Annotated in this window: 19 protein-coding genes and 1 tRNA gene; 11 read left to right on the top strand and 9 right to left on the bottom strand. The window is 65.3% G+C overall.

Annotated features, from left to right (window positions below; all coding sequences use genetic code 11):
• Window positions 1-176 precede the first annotated feature (176 nt).
• A complete protein-coding gene (locus L1O02_RS14410) occupies window positions 177-629 on the bottom strand; it encodes a hypothetical protein (RefSeq protein WP_108544014.1) in 453 nt (150 codons plus the stop codon).
• A gap of 96 nt (window positions 630-725) precedes the next feature.
• Window positions 726-1946: an MFS transporter gene (locus tag L1O02_RS14415; RefSeq protein ID WP_108544012.1), complete on the bottom strand. Its 1221-nt coding sequence runs from the start codon at window positions 1944-1946 to the stop codon at window positions 726-728.
• Between the two features lie 121 nt (window positions 1947-2067).
• Between L1O02_RS14415 and L1O02_RS14420 the strand changes: the two genes are divergently transcribed.
• Entirely contained in the window at window positions 2068-2976 is a 909-nt protein-coding gene (locus tag L1O02_RS14420; protein WP_235760130.1) for a LysR family transcriptional regulator, read from the top strand.
• Between the two features lie 12 nt (window positions 2977-2988).
• On the opposite strand, the gene L1O02_RS14425 is transcribed toward L1O02_RS14420, so the two are convergent.
• Window positions 2989-3063 (bottom strand) — tRNA-Gln (locus tag L1O02_RS14425).
• 170 nt (window positions 3064-3233) lie between these two features.
• A complete protein-coding gene (locus L1O02_RS14430; RefSeq protein ID WP_235760131.1) occupies window positions 3234-3938 on the bottom strand; it encodes a hypothetical protein in 705 nt (234 codons plus the stop codon).
• Between the two features lie 177 nt (window positions 3939-4115).
• Between L1O02_RS14430 and L1O02_RS14435 the strand changes: the two genes are divergently transcribed.
• The 6 genes from L1O02_RS14435 to L1O02_RS14460 all read left to right on the top strand — a co-directional run bounded on the left by L1O02_RS14435 (window position 4116) and on the right by L1O02_RS14460 (window position 12036).
• Window positions 4116-5711: an FAD-binding oxidoreductase gene (locus L1O02_RS14435; protein ID WP_235760132.1), complete on the top strand. Its 1596-nt coding sequence runs from the start codon at window positions 4116-4118 to the stop codon at window positions 5709-5711.
• Between the two features lie 4 nt (window positions 5712-5715).
• Window positions 5716-7305, top strand: a complete 1590-nt coding sequence (locus L1O02_RS14440) for a glycerol-3-phosphate dehydrogenase/oxidase (protein ID WP_235760133.1) — start codon at window positions 5716-5718, stop codon at window positions 7303-7305.
• 23 nt (window positions 7306-7328) lie between these two features.
• Window positions 7329-8903, top strand: a complete 1575-nt coding sequence (locus L1O02_RS14445; RefSeq protein ID WP_235760134.1) for an FGGY-family carbohydrate kinase — start codon at window positions 7329-7331, stop codon at window positions 8901-8903.
• Between the two features lie 118 nt (window positions 8904-9021).
• Window positions 9022-9525, top strand: coding sequence for a hypothetical protein (locus tag L1O02_RS14450; protein WP_060839517.1), 504 nt, complete (start codon window positions 9022-9024; stop codon window positions 9523-9525).
• Complete coding sequence (locus L1O02_RS14455) at window positions 9522-9755, top strand: DUF4287 domain-containing protein (protein WP_060839516.1); 234 nt, start codon at window positions 9522-9524, stop codon at window positions 9753-9755. Before L1O02_RS14450 ends, L1O02_RS14455 begins: the two co-directional genes overlap by 4 nt.
• A gap of 154 nt (window positions 9756-9909) precedes the next feature.
• The gene (locus tag L1O02_RS14460) at window positions 9910-12036 is read left to right on the top strand and encodes a TonB-dependent receptor (RefSeq protein WP_235760135.1); all 2127 of its coding nucleotides are present in this window, start codon (window positions 9910-9912) and stop codon (window positions 12034-12036) included.
• Window positions 12037-12133: 97 nt separating this feature from the next.
• Here L1O02_RS14460 and L1O02_RS14465 read toward each other — a convergent pair whose 3' ends face one another.
• The gene (locus L1O02_RS14465) at window positions 12134-12631 is read right to left on the bottom strand and encodes a hypothetical protein (RefSeq protein ID WP_060839514.1); all 498 of its coding nucleotides are present in this window, start codon (window positions 12629-12631) and stop codon (window positions 12134-12136) included.
• Between the two features lie 188 nt (window positions 12632-12819).
• On the opposite strand from L1O02_RS14465, the gene L1O02_RS14470 reads away from it, so the two are divergent.
• Window positions 12820-13350, top strand: a complete 531-nt coding sequence (locus tag L1O02_RS14470) for a hypothetical protein (RefSeq protein ID WP_235760136.1) — start codon at window positions 12820-12822, stop codon at window positions 13348-13350.
• Between the two features lie 146 nt (window positions 13351-13496).
• Here the strand turns inward: L1O02_RS14470 and L1O02_RS14475 are convergent, their stop codons facing one another.
• From L1O02_RS14475 to L1O02_RS14485, 3 genes are all read right to left on the bottom strand, one after another.
• Window positions 13497-15209 carry an amidase gene (locus L1O02_RS14475; RefSeq protein ID WP_235760137.1) on the bottom strand — a complete coding sequence of 571 codons (1713 nt, stop codon included), beginning with the start codon at window positions 15207-15209 and terminating at the stop codon, window positions 13497-13499.
• Between the two features lie 146 nt (window positions 15210-15355).
• Entirely contained in the window at window positions 15356-15820 is a 465-nt protein-coding gene (locus L1O02_RS14480) for a hypothetical protein (protein WP_235760138.1), read from the bottom strand.
• Window positions 15821-15822: 2 nt separating this feature from the next.
• A complete protein-coding gene (locus L1O02_RS14485; RefSeq protein WP_060843737.1) occupies window positions 15823-16665 on the bottom strand; it encodes a suppressor of fused domain protein in 843 nt (280 codons plus the stop codon).
• Between the two features lie 332 nt (window positions 16666-16997).
• On the opposite strand from L1O02_RS14485, the gene L1O02_RS14490 reads away from it, so the two are divergent.
• Both L1O02_RS14490 and L1O02_RS14495 read left to right on the top strand, forming a co-directional pair.
• Window positions 16998-18572 carry a diguanylate cyclase gene (locus L1O02_RS14490; RefSeq protein ID WP_235760139.1) on the top strand — a complete coding sequence of 525 codons (1575 nt, stop codon included), beginning with the start codon at window positions 16998-17000 and terminating at the stop codon, window positions 18570-18572.
• Window positions 18573-18667: 95 nt separating this feature from the next.
• Complete coding sequence (locus tag L1O02_RS14495) at window positions 18668-19033, top strand: hypothetical protein (protein WP_060839509.1); 366 nt, start codon at window positions 18668-18670, stop codon at window positions 19031-19033.
• 129 nt (window positions 19034-19162) lie between these two features.
• Here L1O02_RS14495 and L1O02_RS14500 read toward each other — a convergent pair whose 3' ends face one another.
• Entirely contained in the window at window positions 19163-21382 is a 2220-nt protein-coding gene (locus L1O02_RS14500) for an OsmC domain/YcaO domain-containing protein (protein WP_235760140.1), read from the bottom strand.
• Window positions 21383-21559: 177 nt separating this feature from the next.
• On the opposite strand from L1O02_RS14500, the gene L1O02_RS14505 reads away from it, so the two are divergent.
• On the top strand, window positions 21560-21961 hold the full coding sequence (locus L1O02_RS14505; RefSeq protein ID WP_235760141.1) for a hypothetical protein: 402 nt from the start codon (window positions 21560-21562) through the stop codon (window positions 21959-21961).
• Window positions 21962-22016 lie beyond the last annotated feature (55 nt).

The following is a 22016-nucleotide window of genomic DNA, read 5'->3' on the forward strand; positions in this document are numbered from 1 at the left end:
CGAAAAGATACTGCCGTCCGCTGATTCAAGCCGGCGGGTTGCCCCGGTCCCGCCTCAACGCCGGTCGCTAGTCGATGACCGTCTCCGGCGTGGACACCTGTTGCTCAAGACCGGGGGCCAATGCTGGCGACCAGATCGGGAAGGCGTCGGGCATGGCCTTGCCTCGGCGGGCCTGTTCAAACCGTGGCGATCATGCAGCCCAGGGCCCCGGACTCCTGATAGTTCACCCGTCCCTTGTGGGTGTTGGCAAAATCCCGCAGCCCGCGTTTGGCCACGTCGCTGTAGCCCAGGGCGACGGCCCAGCGCGCAGCCACCGGGTCGGTGTACTGGGTCAGCTTGTCGATGTCTTTCTGGGTTTCGGCCAAGAGTTTGTTGCCGGCATTGGTGGCGCTTTCGACTTTGAGTTCGATCGCGTAGTTCTCCACGTTATGTTGCGCCAGCACGTCCAGGCGCAAGGCCTGGTTGGGCGCCGGATAGGGCACCTCGCGGGCGGCGGCCACATGGACCGAGCGCAGCAGGATCAGGAACTCCACCTGAAACCACACTTCCCAGGCCGCGCCGGTGCTGATGGCGGCTTCGATGCGCGCGTGGTCGCTGAGGATCAGGTGGCTGAGATCGGTATTTTTCATGGTGCGTTGCTCTTTGTAGGGGAGGGTACAAAGGGGAACGAACCTTCAGGGGCGCTGTGAATGGCAGGTGAGGGCCCGGTTGGCCGGGCGGGGCCCTCAGGGCATGACGTCTGCCTGGGTTTCGTTCTCCGAGGGCCGTTGCAGATTGGCCGCGCCCAGCCAGTAGAACAGTCCGCCCAGGACAATGAACGCCCCCAGCATGTAGAAGATCCAGTGCGCCGGCTGGCTTGCCAGGACCATGCCGCAGAGTATCGGGCCCAGGGCCCCGCCGAGGTTGGAGAGGTTTTGCGCGCCGTAGTACAGGCCTCGCAGATGCTCGGGGGCGATCAGGTCGATGAACATGTATTCGGCAGGAAACACGATGATTTCCCCCAGGGTGAACACCACCATCGACAGCACCCACAGCGGCAGGCTGGTGGACAGGGCGAACCCGGCGACCCCCAGCAGGAACAGGCTCAGGCCTGCCGTCAGCCACTGCTTCAGGTGGTTGGGGGTGATCCTGCGGCCAATGGCGTACTGCAGGGCAATGACCAGCAACGCATTGGTCGCCACCAGGGTGCTGATGGTGGTGTAGGCGACTTGCGCGGACTCGGTGACCACCAGGTACTGGGACAGATAAGCCGAGAACTGGCCAAAGACCACCGCGCTGAGCAAGCCGCCCAGGGTGAAGCAGATCAGGCGGTAATCCCGCAGCAGCTGGCGGCCCAGCGCGAGAAAGGACAGGGGCTGATGGGGGCTGGCGCCGGACTGGAGCTGCCTGTCGCCCTGTGTCAGGTACAGGGCAAAGAATCCCGCCGCCAGGGCGCTCGACGCGACAAAGGGCAGGCTCATGCCTTGCTGGGCCAGCCAGGCGCCGAGCAACGGGCCGACGGCATAACCGATGTTGGTCAGGGTGTACTTGATCGAGAACACTTCACTGCGCTCGGTCACCGGTAACTGTTGGGCAAAACCGGCTTTGACCGCGATATCGAACACCGCGTAGGCGAGGTTGATCGATACCAGGCACAGGTAGAGCAGCCACAGGCCGGGGGCGGCAAAGGCGCCGACAAAGCCCAGGGTGAAGACCGCGACGCAGGCCAGGATCAGCCGGTAGGTGGCGATCCGATCCACCAGGTAACCGCCGTAGAGGCTCAGCAGCGAGCCGACGATCAGGCTGCTGCCGATCACCAGGCCGATGTCGGCGACGCTCAGGCCGTAGCTAGCGGACAGGTAGATCACCAGATAGGGCAGGGTGATCGCCCGCGCCAGGGTCAGGATCAGCGAACCCGACAGCAACAGCTTGATGGTGCCCGGGTAGTTTTTCAGGGTGTACAGCATCCATGCCTCTTCAAGTGGTGCAGGTTGAGTCGGGGGGATTGAGCTTACTGAGGAATTGGCTTCTGTTTTATGATGATTTTTCTTTAGTGAATGGAAACTGATTCATGAATAAGGACGTTGCATGTTTGCTTCCGAACGCCTGAAGGGCATCGATGTTTTTGTCTGTGTCGCCGACTCCGGCAGCTTCAAGGCCGCCGCCGAGCGCCTGAACCTGACGCCGTCCGCTGTCAGCAAGGCCATCGCCCGCCTGGAAGGCCGCCTGCAGGCCCGGCTGTTGCAGCGCACCACTCGCAGTCTGGCGCTGACCGATGCGGGGCAGGCCTTCTATCGCACCTGCACCGGGGTACTGGCCGATCTGCAAGAGGCCGAGTGGGCGTTGCAGGCGGAAAACACCGAACTGAGGGGCAAGGTGCGCCTCGATCTGCCGGGGGCCTTTGGTCGCACTCAAGTGCTGGAGCTGATCTTGCGCTTTGCCCGGGAACACCCCTTGCTGCAACCCCACGTGACCTTTGCCGATGCCTTTGCCGATCCCCTTGAGGCCGGTGTCGATATTGCCGTGCGACTCGGCGGACCCGCGCAGTGGCCCGTCGCCCTGGGGCATCGTCAGCTGGGCCACGAGCGGCACCTGTTCTGTGCCTCGCCGGCCTACCTGGAGCATCAGGGCACGCCCTTGACCGATGCCGATCTGCTGCGCCACCGCTGCATCGCCTACGGCTGGGTGGATGGACGGGTCAACCCCTGGACTTTTCCCGGCAGCCGGCGAGGGGAGATCGAGCGTCGGGTGATGCCGGCCGCTTGCGTGGTGGGGGATGGGCAGGGGTTGCTGATGACGGTGATGGCGGGCTACGGGATTGCCCAATTGCCGTCGTGGCTGGTCAAGCGTCAGCTGGATGAGGGCAGCCTGGTACAGGTGCTGCCGCACTGTGCAACCCAGGGACAGGCAATCCATCTGCTATGGATGAAGAATCGTCAGGCACTGCCCAAGGTCAGCGCCTTGCTGGAGCTGTTGGCAGAACACTTGATGGGATAGACAGAAAGAAAATGGCAGGGGCGGCTGGATTCGAACCAACGCATGGCAGGATCAAAACCTGCTGCCTTACCGCTTGGCGACGCCCCTGTAGCTGTTGCGACGTTACTTGCCTTGATTGCCGGTCCGGGGAGGTCCGCTGCAAGAACGGGCGCAAATTTACCAACTTATAGACGGGCTGTGAAGCCCCCCAATGCAAAAAAATGAGTTTGAAAACAGCTGCTTAGTCTTTTTCTGGGCGCTTTTATCCGCCCCGGGGTTCAGGGGACCAGGTAGTCGGGCTGTGAATCCTTCAGGGGCCGGGCCATGGCCAGCGCGCGGCGGATGGCCCGCAACTCCGCGCCTTGCAGGAGGCGCCGGCCAAAATCATAGTCGTCGCCCCCCGGGCCCAGGTGCACCGAAAGCAGCCCGAACAGTTGTCCGCCCAGGTCCTCGATGAACATTTCCATATAGGTTTCGTCGCGGCGGTAGGTGCTGAGGTAGATCAGCCCCTGGACCTCGGCGCGACTGCAGTTGTCGATGGCCTCCCAGGTCAGGCAACTGCCCTGTCCATTCTCGATCAGCGGCATGTGCCAGGCGTCCTGTGCCAGCGGTTGGGCGCGCAGGGCCGCCGGCAGTGGCTGGCAGGACAGGACCAGGAAGCGGTACCTCGGCCGGCCATGGTGGATGGCATTGCGTGGTGTCGGCGGCTCGGGCGCCGGGCCGGTGATCCGCACCCGCAGGAGCTGGCTCAGGGCAATTTCCGAAGGCTGCTCGTTCCAGCCATTGAGGTCGGCAACCGGCGGGCACCAGATCAGTTGCAGGGTTTCGCCGATCAGGATGCCGTCCCGGTTCTGGAAGAAGGCCGAGTGTTCCTCTCCCACCACGGGCAGCAAGTCGTGCAGGTGCAAGGTTGGCGCGCCGTAGTCGATGCCCAGGTCGGTGGACCAGAACAGCGGGGCGCAGGTTTTCAGGGTTGTCGGCATGGACGCGAGCCTGTGATGGGGAGGGTGCGGATTCTTCGGTAACTGGCGCCGGATGTCACCTGTGTCTGACTCAATCGGCTACATCCTCTGGCGCGATGCGACCGTGACAGCGTTCAGCCGCGCACTAGTATAGGGAGCCTGAAGCAAGACCTATAAGAACAGCACAAGGACACACGTATGCGACGCTGGAACGGCTGGGGGGATGCATCCACGGTGGTCGAATTGCCGGCCCAGGGCGCGGGGTTTCTCGCCGAACGCCTGGGGCCGGGGCACCGCTTGCCGGAGGCGACTCTGGAACAGGCGCTGGCCAAGGTACCGGCTTCACGCCTTGCTGCCCACCCGTTGTATTGCATCGATCCCCAGGAACGCCTGCTGCACGCCCGCGGCCAGAGTCTGGCGGACTGGCTGGCCCTGCGCGAAGGCGCGCTGGGGGTCTACCCCGACGCCGTGGCCTTTCCGGAAACCGCCGAACAGATCCGCCAATTGCTGGCCCTGGCCGAGGACCGCGACCTGTGCCTGATTCCCTACGGCGGCGGCACCTCGGTGGCCGGGCACATCAACCCGCCCTGGTCCGAACGCCCAGTGCTGACGGTGTCCCTGGCGCGCATGAGCCGCCTGCTGGAGCTGGACGAAGACAGCCTGCTGGCCACCTTCGGCCCCGGTGCCAGCGGCCCGCAAGTGGAAAGCCAGCTGCGCGCCCGGGGCTACACCCTGGGGCATTTCCCCCAGTCCTGGGAGCTGTCGACCCTGGGCGGTTGGGTTGCCAGCCGTTCCAGTGGCCAGCAGTCGCTGCGCTACGGGCGCATCGAGCAGTTGTTCGCCGGCGGCACCCTGGAAACCTTTGCCGGGCCGATGCCCATCGCCAGCTTTCCGGCGTCTGCCGCCGGGCCGGATATGCGGGAGGTGGTGCTGGGCAGTGAAGGGCGCTTCGGGATCATTTCCGAGGTCAAGGTACGGGTCAGCCGCCTGCCCGATGACGAGCGCTTCTATGGGGTGTTCCTGCCCGACTGGTCCCAGGCCCTGCAAGCGGTGCGCGCCCTGGCCCAGGCTCGGGTGCCGCTGTCGATGCTGCGCCTGTCCAATGCCGTGGAGACCGAGACCCAACTGGCCCTGGCCGGCCATCCGACGCAGATCGCCTGGCTGGAAAGATACCTGGCCCTGCGCGGCGCCGGGGCGGGCAAGTGCCTGCTGACCTTCGGCGTCACCGGCGACCGTCAGCAGAACGCCCTGTCGCTGCGTCATGCCCGGCGCCAGCTCAAGGCCTTCGGCGGGGTGTTCACCGGCACCTTGCTGGGCAAGAAGTGGGCGCAGAACCGCTTTCGTTTTCCCTACCTGCGCGAAAGCCTGTGGAACGCCGGCTACCTGGTGGACACCCTGGAAACCGCCACCGACTGGAGCAATGTCGACCGCCTGTTGCAGCGCATCGAGGGCAGCCTGCGCGATGGCCTGGCCGCCGAGGGCGAGCAGGTGCATGTGTTCACCCACCTGTCCCATGTCTATGGCGAAGGTTCGAGCATCTACACCACCTACGTGTTCCGCCCGGACGCCCAGTACCCGGCGACCCTGGCCCGCTGGCAGGCGCTCAAGCACGCCGCCAGCCAGACCATCGTCAATCACCATGGCACCATCAGCCACCAGCACGGGGTGGGCAAGGACCACGCGCCGTACCTGCTGCGGGAGAAGGGCCCGCTGGCGATCGACACCCTGCAGGCGCTGAGTCGCCACTTCGATCCCGCCGGGCGCCTGAACCCCGGCACGCTACTGGAGCAGTGAGGTCATGAGCCAGGACTGGAATGCCCAGTGGCGGCAACAGGTACTGCCGGAGCTGGCAGCGCAGCCGTGGGACCTGATCGTCATCGGCGGCGGTATCAGCGGCGCCGGCATTCTGCGCGAGGCGGCGCGGCGCGGTTGGCGCTGCCTGCTGCTGGAGCAGCGGGACTTTGCCTGGGGCACCTCCAGCCGTTCCTCGAAGATGGTCCACGGCGGGCTGCGCTATATCGCCAAGGGCCAGTGGCGCCTGACCCGGGACTCGGTGCGCGAGCGCCAGCGCCTGTTGCAGGAAGTCCCGGGGCTGGTGGAGCCCATGAGTTTCCTGATGCCCCATTACCGCGGTCAGTTTCCCGGGCCCACGCTGTTTGGCGGCCTGCTGAGCCTGTATGACGCCCTCGCCGGGCGGCGCAATCATCGCTTTCACGATGCCCGGCAACTGCAGTACCTGGCCCCCGGGGTCAAGGAACCGGGGTTGCTCGGCGGCACCAGCTTTCTCGATGCCCTGACCGACGATGCGCGGCTGGTGCTGCGGGTGCTGGCCGAGGCCCGGGCCGACGGCGCCGTGGCCATCAATGGCCTGCGGGTGACCCGCCTGCTGCGGGAGAACGGGCGAGTGTGCGGGGTGGCGATCGAGGACAGTGAAACCGGCGCCGTGCACACCCTTGGCTGCGCGGCCCTGGCGGTGGCCACCGGGGCCTGGGCCGAGCGCCTGCGCCCGGCGAGCAGCCGTCGGCAGTTGCGGCCGTTGCGCGGCAGTCACCTGCTGCTGCCGGGCTGGCGCCTGCCTGTGGCCCAGGCTTTGAGCTTCATGCATGGCGAGGATCGGCGGCCGGTGTTCGTCTTCCCCTGGGAAGGCGCCACCGTGGTGGGCACCACCGACCTCGACCACCGCGACGACCTGGACCAGAGCGCCAGCATCAGCCAGGAAGAACTGCGCTATCTGCTGGCCGCCTGCGCCCAGCAGTTTCCCCAGGCACAGATCGGTCCCGGGGACGTGCTGTCGACCTGGGCCGGGGTACGCCCGGTGGTGGCCGGTAGCGAGGGGCAGCAGGGCAAGCCGTCCAACGTCACCCGTGAACACGTGCTGTGGCAGGAGCCCGGCTGCGTGACCCTGGCCGGCGGCAAGCTCACCACCTTCCGCCCCCAGGCCATCGAAGTGCTGCAAGCCTGCGGTGCGATGCTCGGGCGGGACGTGGTGGATGACGGCGCCCCGGTGTTCGCGCCCGCGGCCGCGCTGGACATCCCCGGCCTGAGTCGCGCCCAGACTCGGCGCCTGGCCGGCCGCTATGGCCGCGACCTGCCGCGCCTGGCGCAACAGGTGGCGCGCCTCGGCGGCGACTGCATCGGTGCCAGCGACACCCTGTGGGCCGAGCTGGCGTTCGCCGCCGAGACGGAGATGGTCCTGCACCTGGACGACCTGCTGCTGCGCCGCACCCGCATCGGCCTGCTGCTGGCCGAGGGCGCCGCCCAGTACCTGCCGGCCATCCGCCGCCTGTGCCAGCCGCTGCTGGGTTGGGACGATAGCCGCTGGCAGGCCGAGGAACAGCGCTACCGGGCCTTGTGGCAACGCCACCACAGCCTGCCCGCCAATGCCTAACGATGCTCAACCAAGAGAGCCCCATGGATAACCACAACAACAAGAAGCAGGACTACCTGCTGGCCATCGACAATGGCACCCAGAGCGTTCGCGCACTGCTGTTCGACCTCCAAGGCAACCTGCTGGGCAAGGGCAAGGTGGAACTGGAGGCGTATTTTTCGACCCAGCCCGGCTGGGCCGAACAGCACCCGGACTACTACTGGGCCAAGCTCGGCGAAGCCTGCCAGCTCTTGTGGCAGCAGACCGGCATCGACCGCTCGCGGATCCGCGGCGTGTCCCTGACCACCCAGCGCGGCACCCTGATCAATGTCGACGCCCAGGGCCGCGCCCTGCGTCCGGCGATTCTCTGGCTCGACCAGCGCCAGGCCGCCGTCGAGGGCCGCATCAAGGGCCCCTGGGGCTGGCTGTTCAAGCTGATCGGCGCCGAGGCCACGGTGGACTATTTTCGCGCGCAGGCCGAAGCCAACTGGGTGGCCCAGCAGCAACCCGAGGTCTGGGCGGCCACTGACAAGTTCCTGCTGCTCTCGGGTTTTCTCACCCATCGCCTGACCGGCAACTTCGTCGACTCGGTGGGCTGCTCCGTGGCTTACCTGCCGTTCGACTACAAACGCCTGTGCTGGGCCGCTCCCAGCGACTGGAAGTGGCAGGCCCTGGCGGTGCGTCGCGAGCAGTTGCCGACCCTGCTCAAACCCGGCGAAACCCTGGGCCGGATCAGCGCCGAAGCCAGTCGCCACACCGGTATTCCCGAGGGCTTGGCGCTGATTGCCGCCGGTGCCGACAAGGCCTGTGAGGTGCTCGGTTCGGGCGTCCAGGATTCGACCACGGCCTGCCTGTCCTACGGCACTACGGCCACCATCACCACCACCCGTTCCCGCTACCTGGAAGTGGTGCCGCTGATTCCGCCTTACCCGGCGGCGGTGCCGGATCACTACAACTGCGAGGTGATGATCTTTCGCGGCTACTGGATGGTCAGCTGGTTCAAGCAGCAGTTCGGCCTGCGGGAAGTGCAGCAGGCGGCCGAGCAGGGGCTGGAACCGGAACAGCTGTTCGACGCCCTGGTCCAGGCGGTGCCGCCCGGGTCCATGGGCCTGACCCTGCAACCCTACTGGTCGCCGGGCATCCGCGAGCCGGGCATGGAGGCCAAGGGCGCGATGATCGGCTTTGGCGACGTGCACACCCGGGCCCACATCTACCGGGCGATTCTCGAAGGCCTGGCCTACGCCCTGCGCCAGGGCATGGAACGCATGGAACAACGCTCCAAGCTGAAGATCACCCGCTTGCGGGTGGCCGGCGGCGGCTCCCAGAGCGACGCGGCCATGCAGCTGACCGCAGACATCTTCGGCCTGCCGGTGGAACGCCCCCATGTCTATGAAGCCTCGGGGCTGGGGGCGGTGATTGCCTGTGCGGTGGGCCTGGGCCTGTACCCGGACTTCCCCACGGCGATCAGCGCCATGACCCGGGTCGGCGCGGTGTTCGAGCCCCAGCCGCAGGCGCAGCAGATGTACCAGCGGCTGTACCGCGAGGTCTACCTGCGCATGTATCGCCAGCTCAAGCCGCTGTACCAGAGCATTCGCGAGATCACCGGCTACCCGGCCTGAAGGCGCGGCCAGTAGGGCAAGGGTTCCCGGTCGAAAAAACACCCCCGCGCGGCACGGCTCAACTATCGTCATCCAGGTGGACGGAACCCCTACGACAACCTGAACCGGTGAGCCGAACATGAACCGCCAGGACGCGCTGAACATCCTCTGGAAGCGACTGTTCATCATCTTTGTGCTGCTGTTGGCGGCGTCCCTGGGGGCGGTTGCCATGGCCGACGGCTACACCATTCCCTCGGTGGTGTTCATCGTGGGCAACATCGGCGGCTACGTAGGCTTTCACCGGCAGCTGTCCCACCTCAGCGAGGAGGAAATCGTCAGCCTGTGCAGCTCCTGGTTCAACGTGCTGCTGCCGTCGTTCATCGGCGGCATCCTCGCGGGCCTGCTGTACATCCTGTTTATCTCCGGCGTGGTGCAAGGGGAGCTGTTTCCCGAGATCGTCGGTGACAGGAGCTGCAGGTACCCGGACAACAGTTTCTATGTGATTTTCTGCCAGCACGCCGACGGCTATGCCGCCTACGGCAAGTTGCTGTTCTGGTCCTTTGTCGCGGGCTTCAACCAGAACTACGTGGTCGACCTGATCGAGAACATCAAGAGCAGCAAAAAAGCACGGGGTGAAGCATGAGTGAAGACAGCAAGAGCAAAGCCAGCCAAGTCAAAGGCCCGGCGTCGTACTTTCCTTCCATTGAAAAAAACTACGGTCAGCCCATCAGCCACTGGCTGGAGCTTCTTGGCGCCGTCAGCGGCAAGAAGCACATGGAGCTGGTGGCCTGGCTCAAGTCCGAATACGGCATGGGCCATGGTCATGCCAATGCCTTGGTGGCGCACTTTCTGGCGGGGGCCAAGAACCCTTAGCGCTGAGTGCTGGACGCTGTGGCTTCGCCCGTGAAGGCGTGACTGCCGACATCCGCTTTCCTGGCGAAAAAAAGCCTGATTCCCCTGTGTTCTCTTGGTTCTTTCCTGCGTCGCAACTTGCATTGCCCCCTTTCTGCCTGTCGGAGTTTTCTCGATGTCTTCGCCAAAATCCTTGCCCACGGCCCTGTTGGGCCTGGCCCTTGCCTGCCCGGCAATCGCCGAGATCCGGAGCGTGGAACTGGCCCCGGCGCAGGTCCTGGGGCAGGAGCAGAGCGGCGAGGGACAGCGGGTGGAAGAGGCCGAGGCGCGGCTGGCCCAGGTGCCGGGCGCCAGCAATGTGGTGGACATGCGCCGGCCGCTGCAAGGCCGGGTCGCCAGCAACCAGGATGTGCTGGCCTATCAGCCCGGGGTGTACGCCCAATCGGCGGGCAACGAAGGGGTGAAGATCTCGATTCGCGGCTCGGGCATCAACCGCGCGCCGGGCGCCCATGCCTCGGGGCTGTACACGATGCTCGACGGCCTGCCGCTGACCGGCCCCGGCGGTACACCCTATGAGTTGCTGGAGCCGTTGTGGGTCGACCATGTGCAGGTGCTGCGCGGCGCCAACGGCTTTGACCGTGGCGCCCTGGCCCTGGGCGGGGCCATCGATTACGTCAGCCATACCGGCTACGACGCGCCGCTGTTGCAGGTGCGCTACGCCACCGGCAGTCACGGTTACCAGCAGCGTCAGGTCAGCTCCGGGCAAGTGCTGGGGGACTTCGACTATTACGTCTCGCTGACCGATGCCAACGCCGACGGTTACCAGGACCACACCCGCAGCCAGAGCCGCGGGGTGATCGGCAACTTCGGCTACCGCTTCAATCCGAACCTGGAAACCCGTTTCTACCTGCGCTACCGCGAGACCGACAACGATCTGGCCGGACGGGTCAGCAAGCGTTCCATCGAGCACGACCCGCGGGCGGCCAACCCGGCCTATGTCAGCCGCGACGACCGGCGCAAGCAGCCGGGCAGCACCTTTGTCGGCAACAAGACCACCTACTACATCGACGATGACTCGAGCATCCAGACCGGCCTGGTCTACCACGACTACCCGATGGACCTGCGCGAAGGCCCCAACCGCCTGAAGGTGGCCTACAGCGACGTCAGCGGCACCTTGGACTACAAGCGCCGCGACAGCCTCTGGGGCCGGGAAAGCCGCAGCACCCTGGGCCTGCGGGTGACCAAGCACCTGCCCAATGACGGTGCCAGTGAGTTCGTGCGGATTCCTGGCGGCAACACCGCCGGCTATGCGCCGGGCACGCGGATTCGCAACTTCACTTACCAGGGCTCGGACACGGTCCTGCATGTTGGCAATGACCTGGAGATCGCCGACGACCTGTGGCTGACCACCGGGCTGGCGGCCATCTACACCCGTCGCGAAAGCGCGGTGACCTACCCCGAGGGCGGCGGCAAGACCAGCCTTGGCGACTGGGACTACGCGCCGCGCCTGGGCCTGCGCTATCAGCTGACGCCGGATGTACAGCTGTTCGGCAACCTCAGCCGTTCGGTGGAAGCACCGCACCCCTGGTCGCTGATCTACAGCTCGAACCTGCGTTTTCCAGCCGGTAGCGGAGTGGCCAGCGGCGCCCAGCGTGATCCGATCACGCTGCGCAACCAGACCGCCACCACCCTGGAGCTGGGCGGCCGTGGCGACAGCGGCCTGGGTCAGTGGAGCCTGGCCTGGTACTACGCCCAGGTGCGCCACGAGCTGCTTTCGGTACTGCCCGATCCCAGCGCCACCACGCCCTATGAACTCAATGCCAGCCCCACGGTGCACCAGGGCGTGGAAGCCAGCCTGCACAGCGAGCTGTGGTCGCGCCCGGGTGTGGGCCGCCTGAGCCTGCGCCAGGCCTACACCTTCAGCGATTTCCACTACCGCGACGACGCGCGTTTCGGCGACAACCGCCTGCCGGGCCTGCCCATGCACTACTACCAGGGCGAGCTGCGTTACGACTGGCCCCTGGGCTTCTTTGCCGCGGTCAACACCCAGCTGGTGTCGAAGGTGGCGGTGGACTACGCCAACAGCTATTACGCCGACCCTTACGCACTGTTCGGCGCCACCCTGGGCTACAACGCGCCGAAGAACGACTGGCAGACCTGGATCGATCTGCGCAACCTCACCGACAAGCGCTACGCCGCCACCGTCACTCCAGGCTACGACGACAAGGGGCAGGATCTGGCGCGCTCGACGCCGGGGGAAGGGCTGGGGGTGTACCTGGGGGTGTCCTGGAGCTTGCGTTGACCCGCTAGCGCGGCAGGCCGCGCCTTAAAAAAAAGTGCCCGCGGCTGCGGGCGCCTGGGTCAGGCCCATCATTGACCGGCCAGGCCCAGGCCCAGGCTCAGTTGCGGAAATACAGCTCGTCCAGCTGCCGTCGGCGGATCGCCAGGTACTCGTCCCAGACCTTGGGGAAATCCTCGTCCCGGGTGAAGGGAAAGGTCAGGTAGACGGTGCGGCCGATGACACTGATGTACTCCCGCGTGCGCTTGTACGCCGGTTGCTCCAGCAGCGAAATGTACTCGTCATAGGCGTGGTGGTAGTGGCTGATCGTGACCCGGTGGGGCGCGATCATGCCGCGGGAAAAGTCGATCACCCAGCCGTGACTCATGCCGTTGCCCAGGTAGCCGTAGACCCCGTCCTCGGACAGGCTGATGTGATTTCGTGCCTGCTCGCCATCCTCGTCGTTGACCAGCACGATCTGGGTTTCGAAATAGCGGATGGCCTGTTGCTCGGGGCCGCGCAGGTGCAGGTTCCAGCTGATGGCGCCCATGCGGAATTCACCTTGTTCGGCAAATTCGGCAATCCAGCCATTGGCGAGGGTAATGCGGTGTGTGGTCATCGTTGTCCTGGTGCTGGCTGTCCCTGAAGGCTGGGGATTGTACGCCAGCCGCCGGCTGAAACAGTGCCTGAATTGCAGGCGCGACGACGCTGCCGCAAGCCGTGCATTTGCCTGCATAATGCGCGGCCGTTTGGCTCAACCGAAGAATTGATCAGGAGGATCAGGCTGGTATGTACAGACTTGGGCACATGATAGACAACCAGTGGGTGGAACACAGTTATCCGCCTGTATTCGTGGTCAAGCCCGTGGGTGAAGGGCAGCGCGTGGTGGCCGGGGCGCCTGGCTCGGACCCGCAGGTGCTGCTCAGTCTGGTGCGCTGCCTGGCCGAACCCCTGGTCCTGCTCTTCGTTCTGCATACGCCTCGGGACGAATCGCCAGCGGGCCGCTACTGCAGTCCGCCGCTGTCACGGGAAGAGGTCGAGGATTTCATCCATGACTTCAAGCCCTTTCTGTGTGGCGATAGCCGCTTCGATCTGTGGGTGTATTCGCCCGAGCAACAGGCCACCGTGGTCTGGGACCGGCACAATCTGATCTACGCCTACGGGCCCATCGAGGATTACGCCAGGGCCCTGCGCGCACTGGGATTCGGCCATGGCGAGCCGCAGCTGCCGGTGCCGCATACCCATCACTATCATCCGCAACTGGATGACCTGTGCCGCCAGTTGCTCAAGCACTTCGACTGGCAGCACTCGCCGTTGCAGCCCGAGGATGAGCAGTGATGGCCCTGGGCTGATCAGGCAGCGGCCTGCCCAGGCTTGCCTGGGCCGCCCCATGCAGCGCGGTTAACGCCTTGTCGTTGGGCGCCGCCGTTGCAGCCCTGGCGATCAGGCCCACTCATGCTTCAGTGCGGGCCTGACCAAGCGGCTCAGTTGGCGCGGTGCAAGGCCGGCGTCCGTGGCGGAATCAGCCTCTTGCTGCCGGTGGATTCGAAGGCCGACGCCAGGCGCAGCAGGCTCGAATCGTCATAGGCGCGGCCAGCGAAGGTCAGGCCGACCGGCATGCCGATGTCCGCCATCACCCCCATCGGCACGGTCACCGTGGGCACGCCCAGGTGGCGGATGGCGAGGTTGCCGTTGGCCACCCACACGCCGTTGCTCCAGGCGATGTCCGCCGACTCGGGATTGATGTCGGCATCCGCCGGGCCAACGTCGGCGACGGTGGGGAACAGCACCGCGTCCAGCCCCAGGCGGTCCATCCATTCTTCCAAGTCGATGCGCCGGGTCTGTTCCAGGCCGCGCAGGCCGTCGGCCAGGGAGGCGATCTGGTCCCAGCTCTTGAGTCCGCGCTTGGCCATGGTCACGTACTGGTCCATGCCGGCGGCCAGGTCGTCTTCGCGGTTGGGCAGGGTGCCGGGGTCGTGGGGGAAGATCTGCGGCCCGTCGACATCCGCCAGGCGGTTGAGCTTGGGATCGTCGTTGGCCCGCAGGAAGTCGTCGAAGGCCCAGCCCGAGAGTTCCCACAACTCGTCATGGAGAAATTCCTTGCTCACCAGGCCGCGGTTGTACACGGTCGGTGCGCCGGGGCGGTCGCCTTCGCAGTTGGACACCAGGGGGAAGTCCACTTCCAGCACCACGGCGCCGGCAGCTTCCAGGGCTTGGCGCGCCTGTTGCCAAAGGTCGATCACCGAGGGCCGGGTGTGGATGCGCTGGCCGGTGGGGCCGCCGATGCCGGGTTTGTCGCTGGTGCCGGCTTCGGGGTCGGCGTTGATGTACATGCGCGGTACGCCAAAGCGCTTGCCCTTGAGCGCCGAGGCGTCGGCTGCCAGTTGCGGGTAGGACGCCGGGCGCACCGAGGTCACGCTGGGGATCGGCACCCAGGGCTGCAGGCGCCACAGGTCACCGCGGGTGTCCGGGTCTTCGGCCACCACCACGTCCAGCACTTGCAGCAGGTCGGCCATGGTTCGGGCGAAGGGCACCACCACGTCCATGGTCGGGGTCAGCGGCCAGTTGCCGCGCACCGAGATCACCCCGCGCGACGGCGTGTAGGCGCACAGGCCATTGTTGGAGGCCGGGCCACGCCCGCTGGACCAGGTTTCCTCAGCCAGGCCGAAGGCGGCGAAGCTGGCGGCGGTGGCGGTGCCGGCGCCGTTGGACGAGCCGGAGGCGAAGGGCGCGGTCAGGTAGTTGGCGTTATAGGGGCTTTCTGCGCGGCCATAGACGCCGCGCTGCATGCCGCCGTTGGCCATGGGCGGCATGTTGGTCTTGCCCAGGCAGATGGCCCCGGCAGCCCGCAGGCGCTCGATGGTGAAGGCGTCGCGGTAGGCCACCAGCTCGGCAAAGGCCGGGCTGCCCGAGGCGGCGGTCAGGCCCTTGACCAGGTAACTGTCCTTGGCGGTGTAGGGAATGCCGTCCAATGGGCCCAGGGTCTGGCCCTTGGCGCGACGCTCATCGGACGCTTTGGCCTCCTTCAGGGCCTCGGGGTTGCGCACCACCACGGCGTTCAGCGCGGTGGCGGTCTGCGGGCCATCGTAGGCATCGATCCGCGCCAGATAGGCCTGGACCAGTTCCACGGCAGTGGTCCGGCCCGATTCCAGGGCGGCGCGCAGGTCGGCAATGGACACTTCAGTGACTTCGATCATGCTGCTACCGCCGCTGGCTGGTGGGTGAGGAGGTCAATAGGGCGCAACGGGGCGCGGGTCTTCGGGTATTGGCTGTGCATGGTGGTTCTCGTGATACGGCTTGGCACGACAGGGGTGGCCTGGAAAGCAGGGGGCCTTTTTAGCATTTAGCGCGGTGCAGAGGAATCGTTGAACTCGCCCAGGTAAACAAGCGTTGCCGTGTTTGCCGGTTTGCGCTGGTTGGGGCCGGGGGCGTCCGACTGTCGGTCGCCATGGATCGACTCACTGCCGATGAGGATGTAGTGGCTGTAGCCGGGGTCGATACGCGTGCGCAGTTGCTGCTGTTCGGCGTCGCTGCGGATCAGTGATTCCAGGTAGGGCGGGCCGTCTTCACGGTCGATCAGTTCGACGAAGTCGGCGTCCATGTAATAGCCCAGCTCCTGTTTGAGGCGCCAGCTGGGATTGCGGGCTTCCCAGGCGCTGAACTCGGCGGCGCTGGCATTCGCCGCAGGCTCGGCTTCCCACTGTTCGAAGGTGAACAGTTCGGCCTCGGCCTGGTTCGGGAAGCGCGCGGCGAACAGGTGAAAGGCAAAGTAGTCATCGGCGGCGTGCATCGGCTTCAGGGCTCCCACGTTCAGATCACGCTGGCGCGCTGCAGGTGGCTGACATGGCCCAGGCCTGCCGCGTTCAGCCGCGCGGCCAGGTCTTCCCGGGCCTGGGCACCGCCGTTGCGCACGTAGTCCAGCTCCGAGGCGGTGATCAGCACCACCGGCACCAGGGTCACCGGCGACAGGGGCATGTCGTCCAGGCGGGTCGGGAAGTCCGGGGCCGGGCCGCCGATCAGCACTCCAGCGCAGTCGTCGGTGCTGACGAAGTGCGCCGGCAGTTGCTCGCTCATGGCCCGGGACTGGCTGACCCCGGGCAGTTCCAGGGACAGCACGCCGTAGCGCTCCAGGCGCGAGCCATAGCCGCCGGCATCGGCCACGGTGCCGGCCACGCAGCGCAGCAGTTCGAAGGTCCAGCTGTCGGCAAAGGGCGAAACGTCGCCCGCCGCGCCCTGGGCGTGGGCCGGGATGTCCGGGGTTTCGATGAACAGCTCCATCTCGAAACCGTTGCCCAGGTCGTCGCCTTGCACACCATCGAACGGGTCGGACAGGCCCTCGGTGGCGAGGATGATGCGCTCGTTGCGGCGCACGATACGGTAGGCCTGGCGAGTGGAGGGCCAGTGGGGGCCGCCCATGAAGCTGGGGCTGATGGCGAAGCCGAGAACGTCTGCCTCGCAGGTGCCGACGGCTTGCCAGTGGCGCTCAAGGCAGGCGGCGCCGGCTTCGAGCAAGGCCAGGTTGGCGGCTTCGGCATCCGCCGTGGGCTCGACCGAGTCGAGCGCCGGGCTCGCCGTGTCGGCGGCATGCGTGGCGCCAATGGCCGACGGGGCCGGTTTTTTGAGGCGGTCGAACAACTGGCTGAAGAAGCTCATGGGCGGTCCTTGCGATCAGTGATACGGGCGCCAGGCTGGGGGGGGCTGGCTTGGGGCGAGGCATTGTGACGGGTTGCAGCGGGCGTGAAAACCGCGGACTGCGCGCGGCGCGAGGCAAGACTATTTTCCTAGTTGCCAATCGGATCAACCTCGGTAGACTGCGCGGCTCTAACGCCAGGCGTTCTTATAGCCAAGCGATGCAGGCGTTTTGACGATGTCCGACGCATGATGATCGGTGTGTCGAGGGTGCATGGACGCAAATGATCTGGTGTTGGCAGGCGGTGGCCGCCACATCGAATTTTTTGTCTGCTCGCTCACCCGGATGTCGTTCAATGCCTACCCGGCCCAAGCCCAAGCTCAATCTGCGTGTCCTGATTCTGGTCTTTGTGCTGTTTGCGGCACTGGCCACCCTGGCCAACAGCTTCTGGGTCATGTTCAAGATTCAGAAACAGGAACTGATTGACAGCGCCTTGCAAGTCAATCAGGCCTACGCCACGCGGATCGCCTCCGGTGTGGAGCAGGTGCTCAGCTCCGATCAGAAGCGCCTGGAATACGCTGCCGGCCTGCTGGGCGGGTCGTTCGGCGATGCCCGGCAACTGGAGGGCGAAGCCCGGCGCTTGCTCGGGCAGGACAACAGCTTCAACTCGGTGCTGGTCACCAATGCCGCCGGCACCATTATTGCTTCGGCGCCCGAACACCTGCATCTCAACGGCCGTTCCCTGCAAGACCCGGCGCCCCTGGAGCAGCGTCAGCCGATCATCAGCAAGGCCTTCAAGTCCATCGCCGGCAACCTGCTGGTCTTCGTTTCCCAGCCGGTGTTCGACAGCCAAGGCCAGTACCTGGGGCTGGTCGGTGGCAGCATTCGCCTGGAACACAAGAACGCCCTGCAAGACCTGATGGACCGCCAGGTGCGCCAGGATGGCGCCCATGTGTACCTGGTCGACGGCAACCGGCGAGTGCTCTATCACCCGTACCCCGAGCGCATTGGCGAGATCGTCGCCCGGGACCCGATCGTCGATGCGGCCTTGAGCCAGGGCGGTGGGGCGTTGCAGGCGCAGGATGCCCAGGGCGTGGAGATGCTTGCGGGGTTCGCCCGGGTGCCCAGCAGCGGTTGGGGGGTGATCTCCCAGCAGCCCCTGGGCAATATCCAGACCCTGCTGCAGGGAACCATGTCCAAAGTGGCCAAGGGCATACTGCCGCTGGGGTTGTTCGGGGTGGTGTTGATCTGGTGGCTGGGGGCGCGGATTTCGGCGCCGCTGTCCCGGCTGGCCGACAGTGCCAAGCGCCTGGACAGCCCGGACAGCTATGCGCGCATCAGCGCAATCCCGGCGCAGTATTTTGAAAGCTGGCAGATCCGCCGGGCGCTGCTGTTGGGCACCAGCCTGCTCCAGGAAAAAATCGGCCGGCTCAACCAGCAGGCGCAAAGTGATGCGCTGACCGGGCTGGCCAACCGACGCGCGATGCAGGACGCCCTGGCGCACTGGCAGCAGGTCCGCCAGCCGTTCGCCATTGTTTCCATGGACATCGATCACTTCAAACGGGTGAACGACACCTTCGGCCATGGCGTGGGGGATGAAACCCTGAGGGCGATTGCCGGCTTGATGAAGCAAAACTCCCGCGCCGACGACTTGCCGTGCCGGGCCGGTGGCGAGGAGTTCGTCCTGCTCCTGCCCAACAGTTCGCTGCGCACGGCCACCGAGGTGGCGGAGCGTCTGCGGGCCTCGATCGCCGCCGCGGACATCGACACCGTGGGTCACATCACGGTGTCCCTGGGCGTCAGTTTGTGGCAACCCGGAGAGGGCTCGATCACCGCCGCCCTGGAAAAGGCCGACCAGTTGCTGTACCTGGCCAAGCAGGGCGGGCGTAATCGCGTGGTTGCCGAACAGCGCTCATTGGCCGTCAGCTAACGGCGAGTGCCTGCGCACGCGCCGTGCGCCTTGCCTGCAAAGCGGCCGCTCATTGAGAATCCGCCCCCGCCCGACATCAATCAGAGACGATCAGCATGCTTTACCCGAAGAAGCTCAGTCCGGAATTTTCCGGGGCCCTGCGCACGTTCAGTTTCTGGGTCGCCAACGGCACCCTCGGTTACCCGCTGCTGGAGGGCGTCGACTATCGCAGTTGCCTTGGCGAAGAACCGAGCATGTTGGAGATGGTCTACGCGATCTTTGCCAATGTGCTGGAGCTGGACGAGGAGGGCGTGCCGGTGAATGCCAAGTACGCCGAGTACCGCGCGGCGCAGTACATCCGCCAGTATTGCGACGCGGATTACACCGCGGTGCCGGCATTCGAGGAGTGGGAGCAGGAGTTGTATGGCCCGCCGGAAAGAGAGGACCGCAAGCCCTGGCCGCCCGGGGCGCCCAAGGCCTGACGAGTCACTGTAGGAGCGAGCTTGCTCGCGATGGTCGTCAACGAAAACGCCGCGTTCACTGGGGAACGCGGGGTTCTTGAGGGCTTCGCGAGCAAGCTCGCTCCTACAGGTGCCGGGGAGGGCGGGGTGTCAGCGCTTGGCTGCGGTCCACTTGGCCCGTGCCGCGTGCAGCTTCTTGTAGCTGTCGATCAGGCGCAGGTGACGGTCCAGGCCTTCGAGCTGCAGGTTGGTCGGGGTCAGGCCGTAGAAGCGCACGCTACCGTCCACCGAGCCGATCACCGCGTCCATCCGCTCGTTGCCGAACATGCGTCGCAGGTTGGCCTCGTAGTCGCCCAGCTCCAGTTCGTCGTCCAGCTCCACTTCCAGCACCGCGTTCAGCGCCTGATAGAACAGCCCGCGCTCGACGGTGTTGTCGTTGTACTGCAGGAACATCTCCACCAGCTCCTTGGCCGGGTCGAACTGCCCCAGGGCCACGTGGAGCAGCAGCTTGAGTTCCAGAATGGTCAACTGGCCCCAGGCGGTGTTGTCGTCGAACTCGATGCCGATCAGGGTGGTGATGTCGGTGTAGTCATCCAGCTCGCTTTCTTCCAGGCGCTCCAGCAGTGAGCGCAGACCGTCTTCGTCCAGGCTGTGCAGGTTGAGGATGTCTTCGCGGAAGAACAGCGCCTTGTTGGTGTTGTCCCAGATCAGGTCGTCCACCGGGTAGATTTCCGAGTAGTCCGGCACCAGGATGCGGCAGGCCGTGGCGCCCAGGTGCTGGTACACCGCCATGTAGACTTCCTTGCCCAGGCTTTCGAGGATGCCGAACAGGGTCGCGGCTTCCTCGGCGCTGGCTTGTTCCCTTTCGCTGAAGCCGCCCTGGCTGGTGAAGTCCCACTCGACGAACTCGAAGTCCGCCTTGGCGCTGAAGAAGCGCCACGACACCACGCCGCTGGAGTCGATGAAGTGTTCGACGAAGTTGTTCGGCTCCATCAGCGCCTGGCTTTCAAAGGTCGGCTGCGGCAGGTCGTTCAAGCCTTCGAAGCTGCGGCCCTGGAGCAGTTCGGTGAGGCTGCGCTCCAGCGCCACCTCGAAGCTCGGGTGGGCGCCAAAGGAGGTGAACACCCCGCCGGTGCGCGGGTTCATCAGGGTCACGCACATCACCGGGAACTGCCCGCCCAGGGAGGCATCCTTGACCAGCACCGGAAAGCCCTGTTCCTCCAGGCCCTGGATGCCGGCCAGAATGCTCGGGTACTTGGCCAGCACCTCCTGCGGCACATCCGGCAGGGCCAGCTCGCCTTCGAGGATCTGGCGCTTGACTGCGCGCTCGAAGATCTCCGACAGGCACTGCACCTGGGCTTCGGCCAGGGTGTTGCCAGCGCTCATGCCGTTACTGAGGAACAGGTTCTCGATCAGGTTGGAAGGGAAGTACACCACCTCGCCGTCGGACTGGCGCACGTAGGGCAGGCAGCAGATGCCGCGCTCGATATTGCCCGAGTTGGTGTCGTACAGATGGGAGCCGCGCAGCTCGCCATCGGGGTTGTAGATGGCCAGGCAGTGCGCGTCGAGGATCTCCTTGGGCAACTCGTCCTTGCGCCCCGGCTGGAACCAGCGCTCGTCCGGGTAGTGCACGAACTCGGCGTTGGCGATGTCCTCGCCCCAGAACTGGTCGTTGTAGAAGAAGTTGCAGTTCAGGCGCTCGATGAACTCGCCCAGGGCCGAAGCCAGGGCGCTTTCCTTGGTCGCGCCCTTGCCGTTGGTGAAGCACATCGGCGACTGCGCATCGCGGATATGCAGCGACCAGACGTTGGGCACGATGTTGCGCCACGAGGCGATTTCGATCTTCATCCCCAGGCCCGCGAGGATCCCGGACATGTTGGCGATGGTCTGCTCCAGGGGCAGGTCCTTGCCGGCGATGTAGGTGCTCTGGGTCGCGCTCGATGGCGGCATCAGCAACGCCTGGGCGTCGGCGTCGAGGTTTTCCACTTCCTCGATGATGAACTCGGGACCGGTCTGCACCACCTTCTTCACCGTGCAGCGGTCGATGGAGCGCAGGATGCCCTGGCGGTCCTTGTCGGAGATGTCCGCCGGCAGCTCGACCTGGATCTTGAAGATCTGGTTGTAGCGGTTTTCCGGATCGACAATGTTGTTCTGCGACAGGCGGATATTGTCGGTGGGGATGTTGCGGGTCTGGCAGTACAGCTTGACGAAATACGCCGCGCACAGCGCCGAGGACGCGAGGAAATAGTCGAACGGCCCCGGCGCCGAGCCATCGCCCTTGTAGCGGATCGGTTGGTCGGCCACCACCGTGAAGTCGTCGAACTTGGCTTCAAGTCGAAGGTTGTCGAGAAAGTTGACCTTGATTTCCATGGGGGGCACCGGCGTGACGAGGCAAAAAATGGCGGGCATTATCCGGGATTTTGCGCGCCAGTGGGGCGGTTTTTGGCGATGGGGGACCGATGGGCCTTGATCGGTGGCCGCAAGTCAATGAACAGGGCGTTTGGCAGGTGCCAAGGTCGGCCATTCGGATAAAAGGTATGCGGGGCAATGACCACAGTGTTGAGTGAGGCTGATCTTCAGCGGGTGTTGGAAACCATCGAAAACGGCTCCAGCCAGGAGCTGAATCTTCTCCATGAGGGATTGCAGATCGAACGGTGCGAGCTTTTGAACCAGGTGGCCATTGCCGTGGCCCGGCTCTTTACCAGCGCTCGCCGCGACTTTCATGACTGCGATGCAATCGTGAACACCTTGTTCAGCGACATCATCGATGTGTCCTTGAGCGCGGACATGCCAGAGCCGGCCTTTTCCATCTATCTCGCGTTCGATGCGGGAGAGTATTGGCATCGAGGTGACGCGCAGGATGTCATGCCCTGGGAGAAGTGGACGCGGCCGGAGCTGGAAAGGATTTTGCGGGAGCTAGGTGCTGCAGAAGCGGGTGGTGCGCACTAGGCAAATGTCCGGGGGAAGAGGGCGGTATCGCCCTGTTTCCTCCTACTGCTCAAGC

It is taken from the genome of Pseudomonas sp. BC42 (genome assembly GCF_021560055.1).
Taxonomy (GTDB): domain Bacteria; phylum Pseudomonadota; class Gammaproteobacteria; order Pseudomonadales; family Pseudomonadaceae; genus Aquipseudomonas.